The following is a 19,479-nucleotide window of genomic DNA, read 5'->3' as shown; positions in this document are numbered from 1 at the left end:
GATGCTGGTGGGGTGAATCCTCGACTGAAGACGATCGCGGCCGGGCAGGGCGGGGTGGTCAGCAGGGCGCAGGCGATGAGCGCCGGTTACACCCGGGAGCAGATCAATCGGCGGCTGGGCGACGGACGCTGGGAGCGGATTCGGTATGGGCAGTACGCCGAGCGCACAGACCTGCACGACCTGCCGGCCTGGGAACGCGATGTCCTCCGGCATCGGCGCCTGGTCCACGCCGCGGTGAACTCCATGCGCCCGGGATCCGCGGTCGTGAGTCACCACAGCGCACTTGTCATGCACGGCGTACCGGTTTGGCGGGCTGACCTGTCCGAGGTCCAGTTGACGCGTACAGCCGGCCTGCGGAGCGGACCGAAGACCGGTGTGCGTCACCACCGATCGAGGCTCGGCGCTTCGGACGTGACGTTCGTCGCCGGGCTCGCCGTGACTGCGTTGGCCCGGGCAGTGGTCGAGGTTGCCGGTACGTCGTCGTTCGAGGCGGCGGTTGTCAGCGCCGACGCGGCGTTCCGCCGACCGGAGGTGAGTGCGGACGACCTGCTGCGGCTGCGCGAGGTTACGCACAACTGGCCGGGCGGCCCCGGGATTCGTGCGGTGCTCGACTTCGCCGATCCGCTGGCCGAGTCCGTCGGCGAGACCCGGCTGCGCGTCCTCATCCACAACGAGGGTCTGCCGGTGCCGGTCCTGCAGGCGGAGTTCACCGACGTCGACGGCTTCATCGGACGCGTGGACTTTTATTTTCCCGAGCACAACACGGTTGTCGAGTTCGACGGCCTGGCGAAGTACGGCGAGGGGACACGGGAGGCCCTGATCCGCGAAAAGCTGCGCGAAGACCGCCTCCGCGCCCTGGGGCTGGAGATCGTCCGGATCACCTGGGCAGACCTCGATCATCCGGCCCGTACGGCGATGCGCATCCGGCAGGCGTTCGCCCGCGCGCGCCGTACCCCGCTCGCCGGCTGACCCCGACGCCGGCCGCCGAACCGCCCGTGCTCCGGCGCCCCGCGCCTTTCATGGGTTGGCGTCCGAGATGCAGGGTTTGCGTTCGAGATCTCGGACGCCCACCCTGCATCTGGTGGGTGGACCCACGAGAGTGCGCTACCTGAACTGCGTGCAGAGGAAGTCGATGACTCGGTCGCGGGCCGGCTTGGCTTGGGGGACTAGGCCGGGGAGGCTGATGAAGGCGTGGCCGGCCTTGGGGTGCTCGCTCATCTCGACGGCGGTGCCTGCGGCTCGGAGTTCATCGGCGTACACCCGGCCGTGGTCTGCGACCGGGTCGAGGACCGGGATCACCACCAGCGTGGGAGGCAGCCCGGCCAAGTCGGCGTACCGCGGTGACAGTGCTCGCGCGTCGGTTCCTTCCGGTACGGCGAGTTGCCGGAAGAACTCGATGCCGGCGCGGGTGAGCGTCGGCGTGTCGGCGTACTGGGTCGCGGACTCGTAGTCGAGAGCGGTCGAGGTCACGTCGACGCACGGGTTGATGAGCACCTGGGCCCGTAGCGACAGGCCCGTGTCGCGGGCTCGTAGTGCGGACAGGGCTGCCACCATCGAGCCCGCGCTCTCGCCGGCGACGGCCACCCGGGACGGGTCGATTCCCCATTCGTTGGCGTGCTGGAAGACGTACCGTAGGACGTCCCAACCGTCGTCGACGATCGCCGCGAGCGGGGTCTCGTGGTTCATCAGTCGGTGCTCGACGGACACGACCACAGCCGATGCCCGTGCGGCGATGTGGCTGTTGATCCAGTCGCATTGCACAGCTGTCCCGGTGTAGCCGCCGCCGTGCACATGAAGTACCAGCGGAAGCTTGTGTGCTCCTGCCTGCTTCGGCCGGTGGACCCGAACGCGGATGGTGCGATCCGCGAGCGGGACCTGTTGCCAGTCGATCGTGACGCCCGCGTGCGGACGGCCGGTGATGAGGCGGGCGAGGCGGGAGTTGACGATGCGGCTCTGGACCTCGCCGAACTTCACGAGGTCCGCAGGCGACATCGTCCGGTAGTCGGGCTCCTTGCGCAGGGAGTACACCAGCCGGATGCCGAGCGGCGGCCGGTGCGGGGTGGCAGAGGTGGTGGTGGCGGTCTTGAGCATCGGGCATCGTCCTGACGTTGCGGGTTTCGCTACGACTAGTATCGATACCGACGGTAGCATAACTGGCTATGCTGTGCCGATGGCTTCCCCGACACGACCGCCCGGCCGGCCCCGTTCCAGCGTCGACGCGGAGGTGTTCGCGGCGACGCTGCGGACGGTTCACGAGCTCGGGTACACGCGGGCCACGGTCGACCGGATCGCCGCGGCGGCCGGGGTCGCGAAGACGACGATCTACCGGCGCTGGCCGTCCAAGGGCGCGCTCGTCACCGCCTGCCTGGTGGATGCCTTCGGCCCCCTCCCGTTGACAGGCCGTGATCGCGAGGAGGACCTGGCCGCCGCGGTCCGGTTCGGCGCGCGGCGGATCGCGGAGCCTGGGGTCGCGGCGGCGTTCGCCGGGGTGTTCACCGACGCGATCGGCGATCCCGGCCTGCGCGAGATCCTTTCCACGCAGCTCCAGGACCCGTACCGCCAGGTGCTGACCGAGGTGCTCGGTCTGTCCGAGCAGCGGGTCCTGTTCTTCATCGACGTCGTCATCGGAACCCTGCTGCACCGGATGGGTATGACCGGCGAACCGATGGTCGAGTCCGACGTCGACGCCCTCATCCAGATGCTCCAGCGCGAACTCCGCTAGCTCTCCGGAACATTTGTTGCGCCAGGCGGCAGAAAAGTTCCGGAAAGCGGGGATCAGGCGCCGATCGTGTCGAGTTCGGTGATGGCGTCGGTGGGGAGGATCAGGTCGCGGGCGGCGATGTTTTCGCGGAGGTGGGCCAGGGACGACGTACCGGGGATGACGACGCTGGTGGCGGAGCGCTGGAGGAGCCAGGCGAGGGCGACCTGCTGCGGGGTCGCGTCCAGACGGGCGGCGACCTTCGCCAGTGTCTCGGACTGCAGCGGGGTGAATCCGCCGAGCGGGAAGAACGACGCGAACGCGATGTTGTGCTCCGCGGCGTACTCGACCACGTCGTCGTCATCGCGGTTCACCAGGTTGTACAGGTTCTGGATGGTCACGATCGGCGCGATCGCCTGGGCCTCGCGGATCTGCGGGATCGTCACGCTGCTCAGACCGAGGTGCTTGATGAGGCCCTGCTGCTGGAGCTCGGCCAGCGCGGTGAACGACTCCGCGATCGACTCCTCGCTGTGGCCTTCGTGCGCCATGCTGCGGAGGTTGACCACGTCGAGTACGTCGAGGCCGAGGTGATCGAGGTTGGCGTGGACCTGGGCGCGCAGCGCGTCCGGTGAGAGGTCCGGGATCCACGAGGCGTCGTCGCCGCGCCGGGCGCCGACCTTGGTGACCAGGACCAGGTCCTCCGGGTACGGGTGCAGTGCCTCCTTGATGATCTCGTTGACCACCGTCGGCCCGTAGAAGTCGCTGGTGTCGATGTGGGTGACGCCGAGTGCGACGGCTTCGCGCAGTACGGCGATCGCCTGGTCGCGGTCCTTGGGCGGTCCGAAGACGCCCGGGCCGGCGAGTTGCATCGCGCCGTACCCCATCCGGGTGATGGTGAGGTCCTCGGCGAGGGTGATCGTTGAGTTCGTCATGTCTCCACTGTTCGCCGGCGCGCGCGGAACAGGGAGTGCCTCGCTGTTCCTGGGAATGACAGGACCTAGGCTGCGTCAGGCCCAGCGAGCATAGGCCCGGATGATTTCCGGGTACGCCGCGAACGCCGTACCCGTATGGTCGACGGCACCCATCGAATGCACGGTCACGTCCGCGCCGCGCTTGTGCAGGGACGCGGCGCACGAGTCGGCGTTGGAGGCGACCACGTCGGTGTCCTTCGTCCCGCTGTAGAGGTGCACCGGCACCCGCGGAGTCCAGTCCCGGCAGATCTGATCGGCCTCCCGCAGGGCCCGCAGGAACCGTCCGCTCGGGTGCTGGAGTTTCGCTGCGAACTCCGGCGTGAACAGCTTCTCCGGCGAGTCCGGGAGCCCGGTCACGATCTCCTCGAAGGTGTGCGTGCCGTCGAACAGCCCTTCGACGGTCGACGCGTACGGCGCCTGGAAGGCCTCGCGCGGATCGTCGTACAACCCGACGGTCCGGTTCCACGCGGTCACGAAGTACCCGAGGTAGAAGGTCGCCGTCGGCGGGATGACGCGCCCGTCGAACGCCGCCGGGAGCTCCTCGCCGAGCAGGTCGTACGGTCCCGCGACGGCCCGGATCTCGCCGAGCCGGAACGGCCCGACCTGCCCACGGCTCAATGCGCGCCCGAAGGCCAGCGACGCTCGCCCGCCCTGCGAGAACCCGGTCACCAGCACGTCCCGCTTCAGCGCGACTCCGTGCCTGGCCGCGAACGTCCGCGCCGCGAGCAGCAGATCGGCCGACGCCGAGGTTTCGGTCTTCGTGTCGAGGTACGGATGGAGGCCCGGCCCTGACCCCAGACCGAGGTAGTCCGGTGCCACGCCGACCAGTCCCTGACCCGCGAACAGAGCCGTGACGAGCCGATCCGTCGAGGTGTCGTCGATGGATCCGGCGTCCACCTTGGTCGCGCTGGTCCCGTGCAGGTACTCCGCGACGGTCAGCGCACCCCGGCGTCCGTCCGGCAGTACGACGATCCCGCTCGCCGTCGTCGGCCGTCCGCTCGGGTCGACCGTCCGATAGATCAAGCGGTACGCCGTGACGCCGTACGCCGCAGGTGGTGTGCCAGGGAAGTCAGCGGCTGCCGCGTTGAGCTGAGCTGCTGTCAGCTGTGCAATCGGCGTGGCTGAGACCAGCGCGCCGTGCACACCGGCGACGGCAGCCTCGGAAAGCGTCACCTGCTGAACCGTGCTGACGGCGGACGAGGGGAGCGTCGGCTGGTGGACCGCGCCGAAGGCGGACAGCGGGAAGGTGAGTAGGGCGCCGGTTGCGAGGGTGGCGGCGACGGTCTTCGTCAGGCGAGAAGTCATACCTCAACTCAACCGCCGCCGGCGCGATCCCAGAATGGTGCCGAGCCCCGAACGAGGGTGGGGTTTCCCCTACCCGAGCAGGCTGTTGTACAGCTCGACGGTGCGTTGCGCGACGGCGTCCCAGCCGAACTCGGAGACCGCGCGGCGCCGCCCGGCCTTACCCATCGCGTCAGCTCGCGAAGGATCGGCGACCAGCGCGTTGATCCCGTCCGCGAGACCGCGTTCGAAGGCGTCCGGGTCGTTCTCGTCGTACGGGACCAGGATGCCGGTCACGCCGTCGTCGACGACCTCGGGGATGCCGCCGACCGCACTCGCGACGACCGCGGTCTCGCAGGCCATCGCCTCCAGGTTGACGATGCCGAGCGGCTCGTAGATCGACGGGCAGCAGAACGCCAGCGCGTGCGTCAGCACCTGCCGGACGTCTTCCCGCGGCAGCATCTCCGAGACCACGAACACACCGTCGCGGGCCAGCTTCAGGTCGTTGATCAGCACATCGGTCTCGGCCTTCAGTTCGACCGTGTCGGCGGCACCGGCCAGCAGTACGAGCTGCACGGACGGGTCCAGACGCAGCCCCGCCCGGAGCAGGTGCGGGACGCCCTTCTGCCGGGTGATCCGCCCGACGAACGTCACGTACGGACGGTTCAGGTCGACGCCGAGCCGCTCGAGCACGTGCGTCGACGGATCCGGGCGGTAGAAGTCCGCGTCGATCCCGTTCGAGATCACGTGCACCTTGGCCGGGTCGATCGACGGGTAGCAGTCGAGGACGTCGGTCCGCATCCCGCGGCTCACCGCGACGACCGCGTCGGCCGCCTCGTACGCCGTCCGCTCGGCCCAGCTCGACAGCCGGTATCCACCGCCCAGTTGCTCGGCCTTCCACGGCCGGCGCGGCTCCAGCGAGTGCGCGGTCACCACATGCGGTACGTCGTACAGCAGCTTGGCCCAATGCCCCGCCATGTTGGCGTACCACGTGTGCGAGTGCACCAGGTCCGCCGCACCGACCGCCGCGGTCATGGTCAGGTCGGTGGAGAGGATGCGTAGCGCCGCGTTCGCGTTCGGGATCCGCGGGTCGTCCTCGGAATGCGCGGTCGCGCCTTTCCGGGGCTCGCCCATGCACTGGACGTCGACGTCGATCAGCCGGCGCAGTTCGCGGACCAGGAAGTCCACGTGCACTCCCGCCCCGCCGTACACGTCCGGAGGAAACTCACGCGTCAGGATGGCGACCTTCATAAGCTCCGACCCTAGGTCATCAGGACACGTGTGTCGGTACCCAGAAGCGCAGCTTTCCGTGTCGTTCGTCTTCCAGTTCGCCACCAGCTGCCTCGATCACCTTGCGCGATCCGATGTTGTCCACGTCGCAGGTGACGAGTGCGGGCTCGATGCCGAGCGCGCCGGCGATCGGGAGCGACTGGGTGAGCATCTGGGTCGCGTACCCGCGCCGCCGGGCCGACGGGCGGACGCAGTACCCGATGTGCCCGCCGACCTCGGTGAGGGCCGGCGTCAGGTCGTGGCGGATCGAGAGCCGGCCGAGGAACTCGACGCCGTCCACGAACCACAGCACGGTCTGGTGCACGAGGCCGGGGGCCAGTTCGGTCTCCGGCTCGGCCTCCGCCCTGATCGCGTCGACCAGGCGGGCGAACTCGGCGGGATCCGCCGCCTGCGCGCGGGTCCACTCCTCCTCGGCGCCGGTGATCGACCGCGCACCCATCCACCGCTCATGATCCGGACCGAGCTCGTCCCAGGCCGCGAGAAACGATCGGTGAACGGCAGTGGTCGGTACGACGAGGATCGGCATCCTTCCAGTGTTGCGACGCGCGCAAGCGCTTATGCCAGTGGGCATCGGGCGTTAAGGTGCGGACATGGCAAAGGCGCCCAGAGTTCTCGGAATCGTGCTGGCCGGTGGTGAGGGGAAGCGGCTGATGCCGCTGACGGCGGACCGGGCCAAACCGGCCGTGCCGTTCGGCGGCAGTTATCGCCTGATCGACTTCGTGCTGTCCAACCTGGTCAACGCCGGGATCCGGAACCTGTTCGTGCTGACGCAGTACAAGTCGCACTCACTGGACCGGCACGTGACGGTGACCTGGCGGATGTCCACCCTGCTCGGCAACTTCGTCAGTTGTGTGCCCGCCCAGCAGCGGCTCGGCCCGCAGTGGTACCAGGGCAGCGCGGACGCCATCTACCAGTCGATGAACCTGATCGACGACTTCCAGCCCGACATCATCGTGGTCTTCGGCGCCGACCACGTGTACCGGATGGACGCGTCGCAGATGGTCGCCGCGCACATCGAGCGGGGCAACGGCGTGACGGTGGCCGGTATCCGGGTACCGCGGGTCGAGGCGAGCGAGTTCGGCGTGATCAAGACCGCCGCGAACGGGCACACGATCGAGGAGTTCCTGGAGAAGCCGGCCGACCCGCCGGGACTGCCGGACTCGCCGGACGAGACGTTCGCGTCGATGGGCAACTACGTGTTCAGCCGGGACGTGCTGGTCGAGGCGCTGCGCAAGGACGCCGCCAACCCGGCCTCGCGGCACGACATGGGCGGCGACATCGTCCCGATGCTCGTTGCCGAGGGCAAGGCGGGCGTGTACGACTTCAAGGACAACGACGTACCGGGCGCCCTCGACCGGGACCGGTCGTACTGGCGCGACGTCGGGTCACTGGACTCGTACCACGAGGCGCACATGGACCTGGTGTCGATCCAGCCGGTGTTCAACCTCTACAACAACGACTGGCCGATCTTCACCTCGCACCCGCAACTGCCCGGGGCGAAGTTCACCGACGACGCGACGGTCGGCGAGTCGATCGTCTGCCAGGGCTCGATCGTGTCCGGCGCCCACGTCGACCACTCGGTGCTCGGGTCGAACGTGATCGTCAGCGCCGGCGCGGACATCCGGCACTCCGTGATCATGGACAACTGCAAGATCGGCAAGAACGTCGTGCTGAAGAACGTGATCCTGGACAAGAACATCGTGATCCCGGACGGCACCGAGATCGGCGTCGACCAGGACTACGACCGGGAGCGCGGGTTCACGGTGTCCAAGGGCGGCGTGACGGTGCTCGGCAAGGGGCAGGTGATCGAGGCACCGAAGGCCGCCGCCGACGAGGTTGCCGAGGCGTGACCCCTTCCGAGACGGGGGCACTGGACCTCGATGCCGCGGACCCGGGGCACCGAGAGCTGTTCGACGTACCGCCCGCGCAGGGAGGCGACTACCCGGAGGTCGCATATTTCGCCGGGAACTCGCTCGGCCTGCGCCCGAAGGCGACCCGTTCCGAGCTGCTCGAGGACCTGGACTCGTGGGCGGCGCTCGGGGTCGAAGGGCATCTGGACGCGGCCCGGCCCTGGTTGCCGTACCACGAGCTGCTGACCGGGCCGGCGGCGCGGCTCGTCGGCGCGTTGCCGAGCGAGACGGTCGTGATGAACACGCTCACCGTCAACCTGCACCTGTTGATGGTGTCGTTCTACCGGCCGACGCGGTCCCGGCACCGGATCGTCATCGAGGACTCGGCGTTCCCCTCGGACAGTTACGCCGTACGGTCGCAGGTCGCCTTCCACGGGTACGACGCGGAGGACGCGGTGATCCGGCTCCGTCCGCGACCGGGGGAGCACAGTCTGCGTACGGCGGATGTCGTCGAGCAGCTCGGTGGCGACGTCGCACTCGTGCTCCTGGGCGGTGTGAACTACCTGACCGGTGAGCTGATGGACATTCCCACGATCACGAAGGCCGGTCACGCGGCCGGCGCGGTCGTCGGGTGGGACCTCGCACACGCGGCCGGGAACGTGCCGCTCGCGTTGCACGACTGGGACGTGGACTTCGCCGCGTGGTGCTCGTACAAGTACCTGAACTCCGGGCCGGGCGCGATCGCCGGTGCCTTCGTGCACGAGCGGCATCTCGGCGCGGACCTGCCGCGGTTCGAGGGCTGGTGGAGCACCGACGCGAAGACGCGGTTCGAGATGACACCGGAGTCCCGGCCGCCGGCGAGCGCGGACGCGTGGCAGGTGTCGAACCCGCCGATCTTCTCCATGAGCCCGGTGCGGACATCGCTGGAGATCTTCGACAAGGTCGGCATCGAGGTATTACGGGAGCGGAGTGTGCGGTTGACGGCGTACCTGTCAGACCTGCTGGACGGTTTCGAGGTCATCACACCGGCCGATCCGGCGCGACGTGGTGCCCAGTTGTCTGTGCGGGTGCGCGGAGCCGGTGAGCTGTCGCGGCGGCTTCGGTTCGAGTACGGCGTGATCGCGGACTCGCGGGAGCCCGACGTACTGCGGTTCGCGCCGGTGCCGTTGTACTCGACGTACCACGACTGCTGGCGGGCCGGTACGGCGTTGGCCGAGGTGATGTCATGAAGGTCGCGATCGTCGGCGCAGGGCTGACCGGTTCGCTGCTCGCGTGCTTCCTCGCGCGCCGCGGCCTGACCGTGACGCTGTACGAGCGGCGCCCGGATCCTCGGGTCTCGCAGGAAGAGCGCGGCCGGTCGATCAACCTGGCGATCTCCGAGCGCGGCCTGGACGCGCTGCGGCGGATCGGCCTGGTCGACGAGGTGATGGCGGACGCGTTGCCGATGAACGGCCGGATGATCCATCCGGTGTCTGGGCCGCTGGACTTCCAGGCGTACTCGGCGTCCGGGGACCGGGCGATCAACTCGATCAGCCGGGGTGCACTGAACAACGCGTTGCTGTCGGCGGCGTCGGCTGCTCCTGGCGTGTCGGTGGAGTTCGAGCACCGGTTGGTGGAGCTGGACTCGGCCGCCGGTCAGATGGTGTTCGCGACGCCGTCCGGGAAGGTGTCGGTCGCGGCGGACGTGGTGCTGGGCGCCGACGGCGCCGGATCCGCGGTGCGCGAGCAACTGCTTGCCGAGGGCATCGTCGCGGAGGACGTGGACTTCCTCGACTACGGGTACAAGGAGTTGTCGATCCCGGCGGCGTCCGGTGAGTTCGCGCTGGATCCTGGCGCGCTGCACATCTGGCCGCGTGGTACGTCGATGATGATCGCGCTGCCGAACCCGGACCGCTCGTTCACCTGCACGCTCTTCTGGCCGGCCGGGTCGTTCGACGCGCTGACGTCGACGACCGCGATCGAGGAGCACTTCCGGGTGACCTATCCCGATCTGTTGCCGTTGGCACCGGATCTGGTGGACGACTATCTCAACAACCCGGTCGGCGTCCTCGGGACCGTGCACACGCTGCCGTGGCAGGCCCATGGACGTACGGCGTTGCTCGGCGACGCGGCGCACGCGATCGTGCCGTTCTACGGGCAGGGCGCGAACTGTGCCTTCGAGGACGTGGTCGAGCTGGACCGCTGCCTGGACGACACGGGCGGCTCATGGGCGCGCGCACTGCCGCTGTTCGAGACCCGACGGCGCGAGAACACCGAGGCGATTGCGGAGATGGCCCTCGCGAACTTCGTCGAGATGCGCGACAAGGTCGCCTCCCCGGTCTTCCGCCTGCAGAAACGCGTCGAGCATCTCCTGGAACGACTACTCCCCGGCACCTACGTGTCCCGCTACGAGCTCGTGTCGTTCTCAACCACGCCGTACGCCGAGGTCCAGCGCCGAGTGCACCGCCAACACCAAGTGCTGGGCGCTGCGGCGGTCGCGTCGGCCGGGGTCCTGCTCGGACTTGTTCGGAGGCGACGACGGTGAGCCTGTGGTCGCCTGAGTTGCTGACCGGACAGCCCAGCTCCGTGGGGTTGTTGCGGCATTTCGTTGGCGGAACGTTTGTGGAGAGTACGTCGCGGTTCGCGAAGATCTCGCCGGTGACGGGGCAGCAGATCTTCGATGTCTGTGAGGCGGACGAGTCGACCGTGGACGCAGCCGTCGGTGCTGCTCGCGCGGCGCTCCAAGGTCCGTGGGGGCGGATGAGCGAGCAGGAGCGGGCCGTCGTACTGCGGCGGGTCGCGGACGGACTGGAGCGGCGGTTCGAGGATCTGGTGGCGGCGGAGGTCGGCGACACCGGCAAGTCGATCAGCCAGGCGCGCACGCTGGACATCCCGCGGGGTGCGGCCAACTTCCGTGCGTTCGCGGATTTCGCGACGACGGTGCCGACCGAGTCGTACACGACCGTGCTCCCGGACGGGCGGCGGGCGTTGAACTACGCCGTCCGGAAACCGGTCGGTGTGGTGGCGATCGTCGTACCGTGGAATCTTCCGTTGCTGCTGCTCACGTGGAAGGTTGCGCCGGCGCTTGCCTGCGGCAACGCGGTGGTGGTGAAACCGTCCGAGGAGACGCCGTCGTCGGCGACCGTCCTCGCCGAGGTGATGGCCGAGGCCGGCGTACCTGATGGTGTTTTCAACCTGGTGCACGGGTTCGGGCCGTCGTCGGCGGGGGAGTACCTCACTCGGCATCCCGGCGTGGATGCGATCACGTTCACCGGCGAGTCCGCGACCGGTACGGCGATCGCCAAGGCGGCCGCGGACCGGGTCAAGGCGGTGTCCTTCGAGCTCGGCGGGAAGAACGCGGGGCTGATCTTCGCCGACTGCGATCTCGACGCCGCGGTAGAGGGTTCGGTCCGGTCGGTCTTCACGAACGGCGGACAGGTCTGCCTGTGCACGGAACGCCTGTACGTCGAACGCCCGATCTTCGAGCAGTTCACCGAACGCCTGGCAGCGCGAGCCGGCGAACTCACCTACGGCTGGCCGGCCGACGAGGCCACGATGAACATGCCGCTCATCTCGAAACAGCACCGCGACAAGGTCCTGTCGTATTACGACCTCGCGCGGGCTGAAGGCGCCCAAGTGCTGGCCGGCGGCGGGGTACCGACGTTCGGCGACGCCCGCGACGGTGGTTGCTACATACAACCAACCGTGATCACCGGACTGCCCGCCGACGCCCGCACCAACCGCGAGGAGATCTTCGGTCCGATCTGCCACATCGCGCCTTTCGACACCGAGGAAGAGGCGTACGCGCTCGCCAACTCCTCCGACTACGGGCTCGCGGCCACCGTCTGGACCCGCGACGTCGGCCGCGCCCACCGCGCCGGCGCCGCGCTTGATGTGGGGTTGTGTTGGGTCAACACCTGGTTCCTCCGCGATCTCCGCACGCCCTTCGGCGGTGTGAAGTTGTCCGGCATCGGCCGCGAGGGTGGACGGCATTCCGTGGACTTCTACACCGAAACCACCAACGTCTGCGTGGAGCTCACATGACGGCACTGATGCCGCGCCTCCGGCGCGGCGGGTCATGGGGCTGGAACTCCCGTCCTTCCCTCGTCGCTCCGGTCGCTTCGCTCCCTCCGCTCCTCAGTCCAGGACGGGAGGCCCCATGACCGTTATCCCCGGGAAGGCGACGCCGCGGGGGCGGTTTCCGCATGTGAAGGTGGCGGGTGGGTTCGCGTTCGTTTCGGGGACGTCGAGCCGGCGGCCGGACAATTCGATCGCGGGCGCCTCGGCGGATGCGATGGGGACCGTCGAGCTGGACATCCGGGTGCAGACGCGGGCGGTGCTGGAGAACATCCGGGACGTGCTCGGGGCGGTGGGGGCGGGGTTGGAGGACCTCGTCAGCGTGACGACGTACCTGGTGTCGATGAACGACTTCGGGGGGTACAACGAGGTGTACGGCGAATTCTTCGACGAGTCGGGGCCGGCGCGGACGACCGTCGCAGTCCATCAGCTGCCGCATCCCCAGCTGCTGATCGAGATCCAGGCTGTTGCGGCGATCCCGCAACATTCCAGGGAGGAGTAGGCATGGCGAACTTGGAGTCGACGAACTTTCCGCAATGGATCGAGGAGAACAAGCACCTGCTGAAGCCGCCGGTCGGCAACAAGCAGATGTTCCCGACCGGGGACGACTTCATCACGATGGTGGTCGGCGGCCCGAACCAGCGCACCGACTTCCACGTCGACCCGTACGAGGAGTTCTTCTACCAGATCTCCGGTGAGCTCAAGGTCAACGTCATGACCGGCGACGGCCCGGCCACGGTCGCGGTCAACGCCGGTGAGATGTGGGTGCTGCCCCGGAACATGCCACATTCCCCGCAGCGCGGCCCGAACTCGATCGGCCTGGTGATCGAGCGAGTCCGGGAACCCGGCGTACTGGAGAAGTTCCGCTGGTACTGCGCCAACTGCAACGCGATCGTGCACGAGGTCGAGCTCCAGGTGACCGACATCGTCGCGGACCTGCCGCCCGTCTTCAAAGCCTTCTACGAGAGCGAGGACGCACGCACCTGCCCGGAGTGCGGCACGCTGCACCCGGGCAAGGCCTAGCGCTCCCGCGGTACAACGCCGCGGGCGCGCGCATTTGATGGGTAGGCGTCCGAGATGCAGGGTTGGCGTCCGGGATCTGGGTCGTGAACCCTGCATCTGGTGGGTGGGCGTCCCAGATGTTGGTTGGCAGCGGGTGGAGGAAGGAGCGGCCGATGGCGGTTGACGTCCACACCCATCTGGTGCCGCACGGGTGGCCGGATCTGTCCGCGGCGTGCGGCGGTGACGGCTGGCCGTGGTTGCGGGTCGATTCCGAACGCGCCGCCATGATCATGATCGGCTCGTCGGAGTTCCGCCCGGTCGGGCCGCAGGCCTGGGATCCCGCCGTACGGCGTGCCGATATGGATGCCGACGGCATCGATCTCCAGGTGGTGTCGCCGACCCCGGTGTTCTTCGGGTACGAACGACCCGCGGCGCAGGCCGTCAAGCTGGCGGAGATCTTCAACGACCTGACCTTGGAGACGCTGGCCGGTGACGACCGGCTCGTGCCGTTCTGTCAGGTGCCCTTGCAGGATCCGGACCTGGCCTGTGCCGAACTGGACCGCTGCCTGGCGTCCGGACATGTCGGCGTCGAGATCGGCAACCACGTCGGCGACAAGGACCTCGACGACGTCGGGATCGTTGCTTTCCTCAACCACTGCGCGGAAACCGGCACGCCGGTGCTGGTGCATCCGTGGGACATGCCGGGCGGGCCGCGGCTGGATCGCTGGATGGCGCGCTGGCTGACCGGGATGCCGGCCGAGACGCATCTGTCGTTGCTGGCGATGATCCTGGGCGGGGCGTTCGACCGGTTGCCGTCTGCCTTGAGGATCTGTTTCGCCCACGGCGGCGGGAGTTTCGCGTTCTGGCTCGGGCGGCTGGAGAACGCGTGGCACCGGCGCGGGGACATCGTCCGTGGTTGCTCCGAGCACCCACCGTCGGCGTACCTGGACCGGATCCTGGTCGACACGGTCGTGTTCGAATCAGCGCCTTTGCGGCTACTTGTCGATACCTTGGGGGAAGACCGCGTTCTGGTCGGCAGTGACTATCCCTATCCACTGGGTGAGCGGCCGGTCGGGGAGGTGGTGCGGAAGGCCGGCTTCCTGACCGCGGAGCAGCAACACAAACTGCTCACGTCGAACGCCCTGCGTTACCTCGGGAGGTCTGAATGAGCGAGGACCGATCGGTACTGTCGCGTACGGCGCCTGAGCCGGACGAGGAACTGCGGTACGGCGAGCATGCGGACCAGGTGATCGACTACTGGCACGCCAAGGAGTACCGGCCGCTGATCGTCTTCGTACACGGTGGGTTCTGGCGACCGCAGTACGACCGGGTGCACGCCCGTTCGCTCGGCGCAGCGCTGTCCGACCTCGGCTGGCCGGTCCTGTCGCTGGAGTACCGCCGGGTGCCCGGCAACCCCGATGTCACTACTACTGACATCCGTACGGCGCTGGACGCGCTACCTGACCTGGTGGACGTCCACGCGGGCTATCTGCTGATGGGGCACTCCGCGGGCGGTCAACTGGCGCTGTGGGCCGCGTCTACGCTCAACCCGGTCCGCCTGCGCGCTGTGGTCGCTCTGGCGCCTGTGGCCGACCTCCTGAAGGCTGATCGCGAGCGCACAGGCGAGGGCGCCGTACAGGACTTCATCGGCGGCGGCGTCCGCAACGACCTGGACCCGGTCCACCTCCCGCCGTCCATAGCCCCGGTGACCCTCATCCACGGCGTCAACGACACCGTCGTCCCCATCACCATCACCGAGTCCTACTTCGCCGCCCACCCCACCGCGCACTTCCACCGCGTCAACCACTGCGGCCACTACGAACTGATCGACCCTCAGTCCGACCCCTGGCACGAAGTAACCACCGAACTGACCCGCCTCACGAGCTAGCGGCTACTTCAGGCGCTTGGCGGCGGTGAGGAGGCCTTCGGAGGTGGGGAGGAGGGCGGAGACCAGGTTGTCGTCGTCTCGAACGGCGCGGATCAGGTCTCGGAGAGCCATGGTGTCGGGGTCTCGGCGGGCGGGGTCCGCTACTCGGCCGCCGGTGAGGATGCCGGCGAACGCGACGATGCCGCCAGGACGGAGCAGACGCAGCGCCTCGTGCAGGTACGCCGTGTTCTCGCGGCGGTCCGCGTCGCAGAAGACCAGGTCGTAGTGACCGTCGGTGAGTCGGGTGACCACGTCCAGCCCGGCGCCGGCGATCAGGCGGAACCGGTTCGACGCGACGCCGGCGTCCAGGAATGTCTTGCGCGCGAGCCGCTGGTTCTCCGCGTCGATGTCGACCGTGGTGAGCGTGCCGTCGGCGCGCATGCCGCGCAGCAGCGCCAGCCCGGAAACGCCGGTCCCGGTGCCGATCTCGACGACCGCCTTCGCGCCCACACCCGCCGCGAGCAGGCTCAGCGCGGCGGCCGCGCCGGGGCCGATCGGGGCGACACCGCTGTCCGCGGCGCTCGCCCGCGCACCGGTGACGACCTCGTCCTCACCGGTGTAGTCCTCGGCGTACGCCCAGGACGTCGGGTCGATGCCGGTGGCGATGGCGTCCTCCCAGTGGTCAGCGGAGCGGTCGGCGGAATGGTATGCGGCTGCGGTACCCATGCTGAGTCAGAGCCTAGCGGCTGGAGGTCCGCTTTCCGTGATGCACGCGCGGAGGTTGCGCACTCTTGCTCATAAGGACCTTGCGATGATCAGATATGATCGTCTCTTGGAGACGTGACTCACCTGTTGAGGGAGGTGTGGAGTGGGATCAGGCGCGGATGACGTCGATGCCGGCTTCTTTGAAGACGGCAAGTTGCGACTCGTCGGCCTGGGCGTCGGTGACGAGGGTGTCGATCTCGCTCAGCTCGCAGATCCGGGCGAAGGCCCGCTGCCCGAGCTTGGAGGAGTCGGCCACCACGACGACCTTCGCGGCCCGGCTGACGATCAGCTGGTTGATGTTCGCCTCGCCCTCGTGATGAGCGGTCGCGCCGGTCTCGTCGATCCCGTCGACGCCGATGAATGCGATGTCCAGCGACAGGTCGGACAGGATCCGGTGCGACAGCGGACCGATCATCTCGTAGGACTGCGGCCGCGCCACGCCCCCGGTCAGCACCATCTTCACGTGCGGGCGGACGATCAGCTCGTTGGCGATGTTGAGCGCGTTCGTGACGAGCGTGAATGCCGGCTCACCGTGCTCCGCGGACAGCTCCGGCCGGGTCGCCAGCGTCCGCGCCACCTCGGAGATCGTGGTCCCGCCGTTCATCCCGATCACCATGCCGCGACGCACCAGCGTGGCCGCCGCTTGCGCGATCCGCTGCTTCTCGGACGCGAAACGCGCAGTCTTGTAGCGCAGCGGCAGGTCGTACGACACCGCGTTGGCCACCGCGCCGCCGCGGGTCCGGGTGAGGAGCTGCTGCTTGCCGAGATGGTCCAGGTCACGCCTGATCGTGGCCGCGGACACGTGCAACTGCTCGGCGAGCTCGTCGACGTCGATGGCGCCTTTTTCGGCGAGCGACTCGAGCAAGGTGTTGAGGCGTTCATAACGCTTCACCCGGGGCTCCTCCTTCACACAATCGGTCAGCCCGGTGGCGGCTGGTTGGCACCATTCGATCACGTTCGAGCAGTTTCGACCATGACAAGTGCGGAGACGACATGACGCAGCAGCCATTTGTGAGCACTGAGATCGCCACTCAGCCGGACCTCTGGCGGCAGGTCTCGGACGGTTTCGCGCAATCCGGCAGTGCACAGTTCAGGGCACTTCCGCAGGCCGGTCAGCGGGTCGCCGCGGTCGGCTGCGGCACCTCCTGGTTCATGGCGATGGCGTACGCCGCGCTGCGCGAGGATCTCGGCCAGGGCGAGACCGACGCGTTCGCCGGATCCGAGTTCCCGGCCGGCCGTTCGTACGACGCGATCGTGGTGATCAGCCGCTCCGGTACGACGACCGAGGTGCTCGACCTGATCCGCGCCACGGACCTGCCCACCGTCGCGATCACCGCGACCCCGGACTCGCCGATCGTCGAGCTGGCCGACCAGACCATCCTGCTCGACTTCGCCGACGAGCAGTCCGTGGTGCAGACCCGGTTCGCGACCACCACACTGGCGCTGCTGCGCGCGTCGCTCGGTGAGGACCTGTCCAAGGCCGCTGCGGACGCTCAGACCGCACTGACCATCGACGTCGACGACCTGGCCAAGCTCGAGCAGGTCACGTACGTCGGAACGCGCTGGAACGTCGGCCTGGCGCATGAGGCCGCGCTCAAGCAGCGTGAGGCCGCCTCGGCATGGACCGAGGCGTACCCGGCGATGGACTACCGGCACGGCCCGATCGCGATCGCGCAGCCCGGCCGCGGCGTCTGGATCTTCGGCGAGCCGCCGGCGGGCCTGCTGGACGACGTCAAGGCCACCGGCGCGACCATCGTCCACCACGCCGACCTCGACCCCATGGCGTCCCTCGTCGTCGCGCAGCGGGTCGCGGTAGCCAAGTCCCTCGCTCTCGGCCTCAACCCCGACCAGCCGCGCAGCCTCTCCCGCTCGGTCATCCTCGACTGACCGCAGCAGCCCTTCTCGAGACGGTTGCGACGCGGCCGAGAGCCGCGGCCGCGACCAGGGCGAGGGCCACGACCAGCAGGGCGTTGTGGGTGCCGACAGCCGGGACCAGGAGGCCGCCGGTGGCCTGGCCGATCGCGGCCGCGCCGACCCGGAGGCTGGCGGCGGAGGTGCTGACTCGGCCTTGCAGGGACTCCGGGCTGTACTGCTGGCGGGCGGCGAACATGGCAGGAAGAGTGGGGCCTTCCAACAGGCCGCTGGCAAACGCCACGAGCACGAGGACGGCGAAGCTGGTGGCCAGGGGCCAGGTGCCCAGGGCGACGCCGTACGCCGCAATCGACACGATGACGATCTGCTCAGGGCGCCACCGCGCTTGGAGACGAGTCAGCAGGAGCGCTGTGGTGACACTGCCGAGCTCGATGGCTGTCCACAGGTAGCCGGCCGCTGACCTGGGCATGCCGAGCGAAGCCATGTGCACCGGCAGGGCGATCAGCAGGATGCCGGTGGCCCCCATCAGCAGGGTTGTGGTCACAGTGGAGGCCCGCAGTCGTGGCGTGCGGACCAGGTGAGTGAGACCGGCCACAACAGCAGGCAGCAACGGTTCTCCAGCGGTCTGCAACGGTGGCAGGGCGGGCAGGCGGCTGATGGCGCAGACGCTGAGTGTCGCGGCCACGGCGATGACTACAACGGCGACTTCGACTGACAGGGTGGCTGCGATCGTGGCGGCCGTCGCAGGGCCGGTGATGGTCGCGGCACCGAAACTGGCAGCCTCGAAGGAGTTGGCGCGGGCCAGTCGCTCTGACGGGACCAGGCTCGGCAACATGCTGGTGAATCCGCCGCTCACCATCGGCAGCGTTGCACCGGCGACTGCTGCGAGCGCCGGCGTGATCCAGTGCGCGCTGTGGCCGACTACGGCCAGCAGACTGAGCATGACCACGCCGAGCACAGCCTGGTTGAGTGCGAGCGCGGTCCGCCGGTACGGCGTTCTGTCCAGCCATGCACCGAGCAGAGGGCCGGTGGCGACCGCTGGAAGCGCATAGGCGGCTCCGGTGATCCCTGCCAGTGCCGGACTGTCCGTCCGCTCCAGCACCAGCAGCACCAGCGTGAACGCGACCATCTCGTCGGCAAGCCGGGCCAACGTCGCCGCCAAGTAGTAGCTCGCCACGCCGGTCCTCCTGTAACGCAAAGATGGTCGTTACGCGTTACTATAATAAAGACGTTACGGAGGGAGTCCAGTGGAAATTCAGACGCCGGACCGGCAGGTGCGGCTCGCGGTCGACCTGGTCAACACGCGCACCCGCAACCCGGAGCAGTTGACGACGCCGGCCGACGTACGCGTATTTCTCCTCGAGCACGGTGAGTCCGACCCGATCACGCTGGACGAGGACGACCTGGTCGCGGTCCGAGAGGTCCGGGAGCGGGTCCGCGAGGTTTTCCACGCCGACCCACGCACAGCGGCCCTGAAGCTCAACGAGCTGCTGGAGGAGTACGCCGTACGCCCGTATCTGTCCGACCACGACGGGTCGCCGTGGCACCTCCACGTGGCGAAGCCCGGAGCCACCTGGGCCGAGTGGCTGGCGGCGACGACCGCGCTCGGGCTGGCGGCCTTCGTGGCCGGTCACGGGTTCGAGGCGCTCGGGATCTGTGCGGCGGCGGACTGCGAGCGGGTGTTCGCCAATGCGGCGGAGAAGCGGCCTCGGAGATTCTGCACGCCGCGGTGCTCGAGCCGGACGCGCGTCGCGTCGTACCGGGCCCGGCAGCACTCCCAGTAGTCGGGCCCTGGTCTGTCACGCCTAGGATCGGGAGTGGGATTCC

Annotated in this window: 20 protein-coding genes; 12 read left to right on the top strand and 8 right to left on the bottom strand. The window is 68.6% G+C overall.

Features of this window, described 5'->3' with window-relative positions; translation table 11 throughout:
• The first annotated feature begins 12 nt into the window (after nucleotides 1–12).
• Nucleotides 13–969 (top strand): type IV toxin-antitoxin system AbiEi family antitoxin domain-containing protein, encoded by a 957-nt coding sequence (locus tag EV651_RS14550; protein WP_166658606.1) that lies wholly within the window; start codon nucleotides 13–15, stop codon nucleotides 967–969.
• Nucleotides 970–1,104: 135 nt separating this feature from the next.
• Here EV651_RS14550 and EV651_RS14545 read toward each other — a convergent pair whose 3' ends face one another.
• The gene (locus tag EV651_RS14545; protein ID WP_133785679.1) at nucleotides 1,105–2,091 is read right to left on the bottom strand and encodes an alpha/beta hydrolase; all 987 of its coding nucleotides are present in this window, start codon (nucleotides 2,089–2,091) and stop codon (nucleotides 1,105–1,107) included.
• 79 nt (nucleotides 2,092–2,170) lie between these two features.
• Here EV651_RS14545 and EV651_RS14540 point away from each other — a divergent pair, with 79 nt between their 5' ends.
• Nucleotides 2,171–2,722, top strand: a complete 552-nt coding sequence (locus EV651_RS14540; RefSeq protein WP_133785678.1) for a TetR/AcrR family transcriptional regulator — start codon at nucleotides 2,171–2,173, stop codon at nucleotides 2,720–2,722.
• A 53-nt stretch (nucleotides 2,723–2,775) separates the two neighbouring features.
• Here the strand turns inward: EV651_RS14540 and EV651_RS14535 are convergent, their stop codons facing one another.
• The 4 genes from EV651_RS14535 to EV651_RS14520 form a co-directional block, all read right to left on the bottom strand.
• Nucleotides 2,776–3,630, bottom strand: coding sequence for an oxidoreductase (locus EV651_RS14535; RefSeq protein ID WP_133785677.1), 855 nt, complete (start codon nucleotides 3,628–3,630; stop codon nucleotides 2,776–2,778).
• 75 nt (nucleotides 3,631–3,705) lie between these two features.
• The gene (locus tag EV651_RS14530) at nucleotides 3,706–4,974 is read right to left on the bottom strand and encodes a hypothetical protein (RefSeq protein WP_133785676.1); all 1,269 of its coding nucleotides are present in this window, start codon (nucleotides 4,972–4,974) and stop codon (nucleotides 3,706–3,708) included.
• Between the two features lie 69 nt (nucleotides 4,975–5,043).
• Complete coding sequence (glgA, locus tag EV651_RS14525) at nucleotides 5,044–6,201, bottom strand: glycogen synthase (protein WP_133785675.1); 1,158 nt, start codon at nucleotides 6,199–6,201, stop codon at nucleotides 5,044–5,046.
• Between the two features lie 19 nt (nucleotides 6,202–6,220).
• Nucleotides 6,221–6,766: a GNAT family N-acetyltransferase gene (locus tag EV651_RS14520; RefSeq protein ID WP_133785674.1), complete on the bottom strand. Its 546-nt coding sequence runs from the start codon at nucleotides 6,764–6,766 to the stop codon at nucleotides 6,221–6,223.
• Between the two features lie 64 nt (nucleotides 6,767–6,830).
• Between EV651_RS14520 and glgC the strand changes: the two genes are divergently transcribed.
• From glgC to EV651_RS14480, 8 genes are all read left to right on the top strand, one after another.
• Nucleotides 6,831–8,090, top strand: a complete 1,260-nt coding sequence (glgC, locus tag EV651_RS14515) for a glucose-1-phosphate adenylyltransferase (RefSeq protein WP_133785673.1) — start codon at nucleotides 6,831–6,833, stop codon at nucleotides 8,088–8,090.
• Nucleotides 8,087–9,319, top strand: a complete 1,233-nt coding sequence (gene kynU / locus EV651_RS14510; RefSeq protein ID WP_133785672.1) for a kynureninase — start codon at nucleotides 8,087–8,089, stop codon at nucleotides 9,317–9,319. The genes glgC and kynU overlap by 4 nt, the downstream gene beginning before the upstream one ends.
• Nucleotides 9,316–10,614: an NAD(P)/FAD-dependent oxidoreductase gene (locus EV651_RS14505; RefSeq protein WP_133785671.1), complete on the top strand. Its 1,299-nt coding sequence runs from the start codon at nucleotides 9,316–9,318 to the stop codon at nucleotides 10,612–10,614. The genes kynU and EV651_RS14505 overlap by 4 nt, the downstream gene beginning before the upstream one ends.
• The gene (locus EV651_RS14500) at nucleotides 10,611–12,113 is read left to right on the top strand and encodes a 2-hydroxymuconic semialdehyde dehydrogenase (protein WP_133785670.1); all 1,503 of its coding nucleotides are present in this window, start codon (nucleotides 10,611–10,613) and stop codon (nucleotides 12,111–12,113) included. Before EV651_RS14505 ends, EV651_RS14500 begins: the two co-directional genes overlap by 4 nt.
• A gap of 115 nt (nucleotides 12,114–12,228) precedes the next feature.
• A complete protein-coding gene (locus tag EV651_RS14495; RefSeq protein ID WP_133785669.1) occupies nucleotides 12,229–12,648 on the top strand; it encodes a RidA family protein in 420 nt (139 codons plus the stop codon).
• Nucleotides 12,649–12,650: 2 nt separating this feature from the next.
• Nucleotides 12,651–13,169, top strand: coding sequence for a 3-hydroxyanthranilate 3,4-dioxygenase (locus tag EV651_RS14490; protein ID WP_133785668.1), 519 nt, complete (start codon nucleotides 12,651–12,653; stop codon nucleotides 13,167–13,169).
• Nucleotides 13,170–13,321: 152 nt separating this feature from the next.
• Nucleotides 13,322–14,317: an amidohydrolase family protein gene (locus tag EV651_RS14485; RefSeq protein WP_133785667.1), complete on the top strand. Its 996-nt coding sequence runs from the start codon at nucleotides 13,322–13,324 to the stop codon at nucleotides 14,315–14,317.
• Nucleotides 14,314–15,036 (top strand): S9 family peptidase, encoded by a 723-nt coding sequence (locus EV651_RS14480; protein ID WP_133785666.1) that lies wholly within the window; start codon nucleotides 14,314–14,316, stop codon nucleotides 15,034–15,036. Before EV651_RS14485 ends, EV651_RS14480 begins: the two co-directional genes overlap by 4 nt.
• A gap of 3 nt (nucleotides 15,037–15,039) precedes the next feature.
• On the opposite strand, the gene EV651_RS14475 is transcribed toward EV651_RS14480, so the two are convergent.
• Nucleotides 15,040–15,741, bottom strand: a complete 702-nt coding sequence (locus EV651_RS14475; protein WP_133785665.1) for an O-methyltransferase — start codon at nucleotides 15,739–15,741, stop codon at nucleotides 15,040–15,042.
• Between the two features lie 148 nt (nucleotides 15,742–15,889).
• Nucleotides 15,890–16,672, bottom strand: a complete 783-nt coding sequence (locus EV651_RS14470) for a DeoR/GlpR family DNA-binding transcription regulator (RefSeq protein WP_130384025.1) — start codon at nucleotides 16,670–16,672, stop codon at nucleotides 15,890–15,892.
• 119 nt (nucleotides 16,673–16,791) lie between these two features.
• Here EV651_RS14470 and EV651_RS14465 point away from each other — a divergent pair, with 119 nt between their 5' ends.
• Entirely contained in the window at nucleotides 16,792–17,667 is an 876-nt protein-coding gene (locus EV651_RS14465) for an SIS domain-containing protein (RefSeq protein WP_238156883.1), read from the top strand.
• On the opposite strand, the gene EV651_RS14460 is transcribed toward EV651_RS14465, so the two are convergent.
• Nucleotides 17,654–18,829: an MFS transporter gene (locus EV651_RS14460; RefSeq protein ID WP_238156882.1), complete on the bottom strand. Its 1,176-nt coding sequence runs from the start codon at nucleotides 18,827–18,829 to the stop codon at nucleotides 17,654–17,656. The genes EV651_RS14465 and EV651_RS14460 overlap by 14 nt on opposite strands.
• 70 nt (nucleotides 18,830–18,899) lie before the next feature.
• Between EV651_RS14460 and EV651_RS14455 the strand changes: the two genes are divergently transcribed.
• Nucleotides 18,900–19,436, top strand: coding sequence for a CGNR zinc finger domain-containing protein (locus tag EV651_RS14455; RefSeq protein WP_133785663.1), 537 nt, complete (start codon nucleotides 18,900–18,902; stop codon nucleotides 19,434–19,436).
• The last annotated feature ends 43 nt before the right edge of the window (nucleotides 19,437–19,479 follow it).

The organism is Kribbella sp. VKM Ac-2571 (genome assembly GCF_004362255.1).
Classification (GTDB): Bacteria; Actinomycetota; Actinomycetes; order Propionibacteriales; family Kribbellaceae; genus Kribbella; species Kribbella pratensis.
The sequence above is the reverse complement of the archived record's forward strand: the minus strand, read 5'-3'. Positions and strand labels throughout refer to the sequence as shown.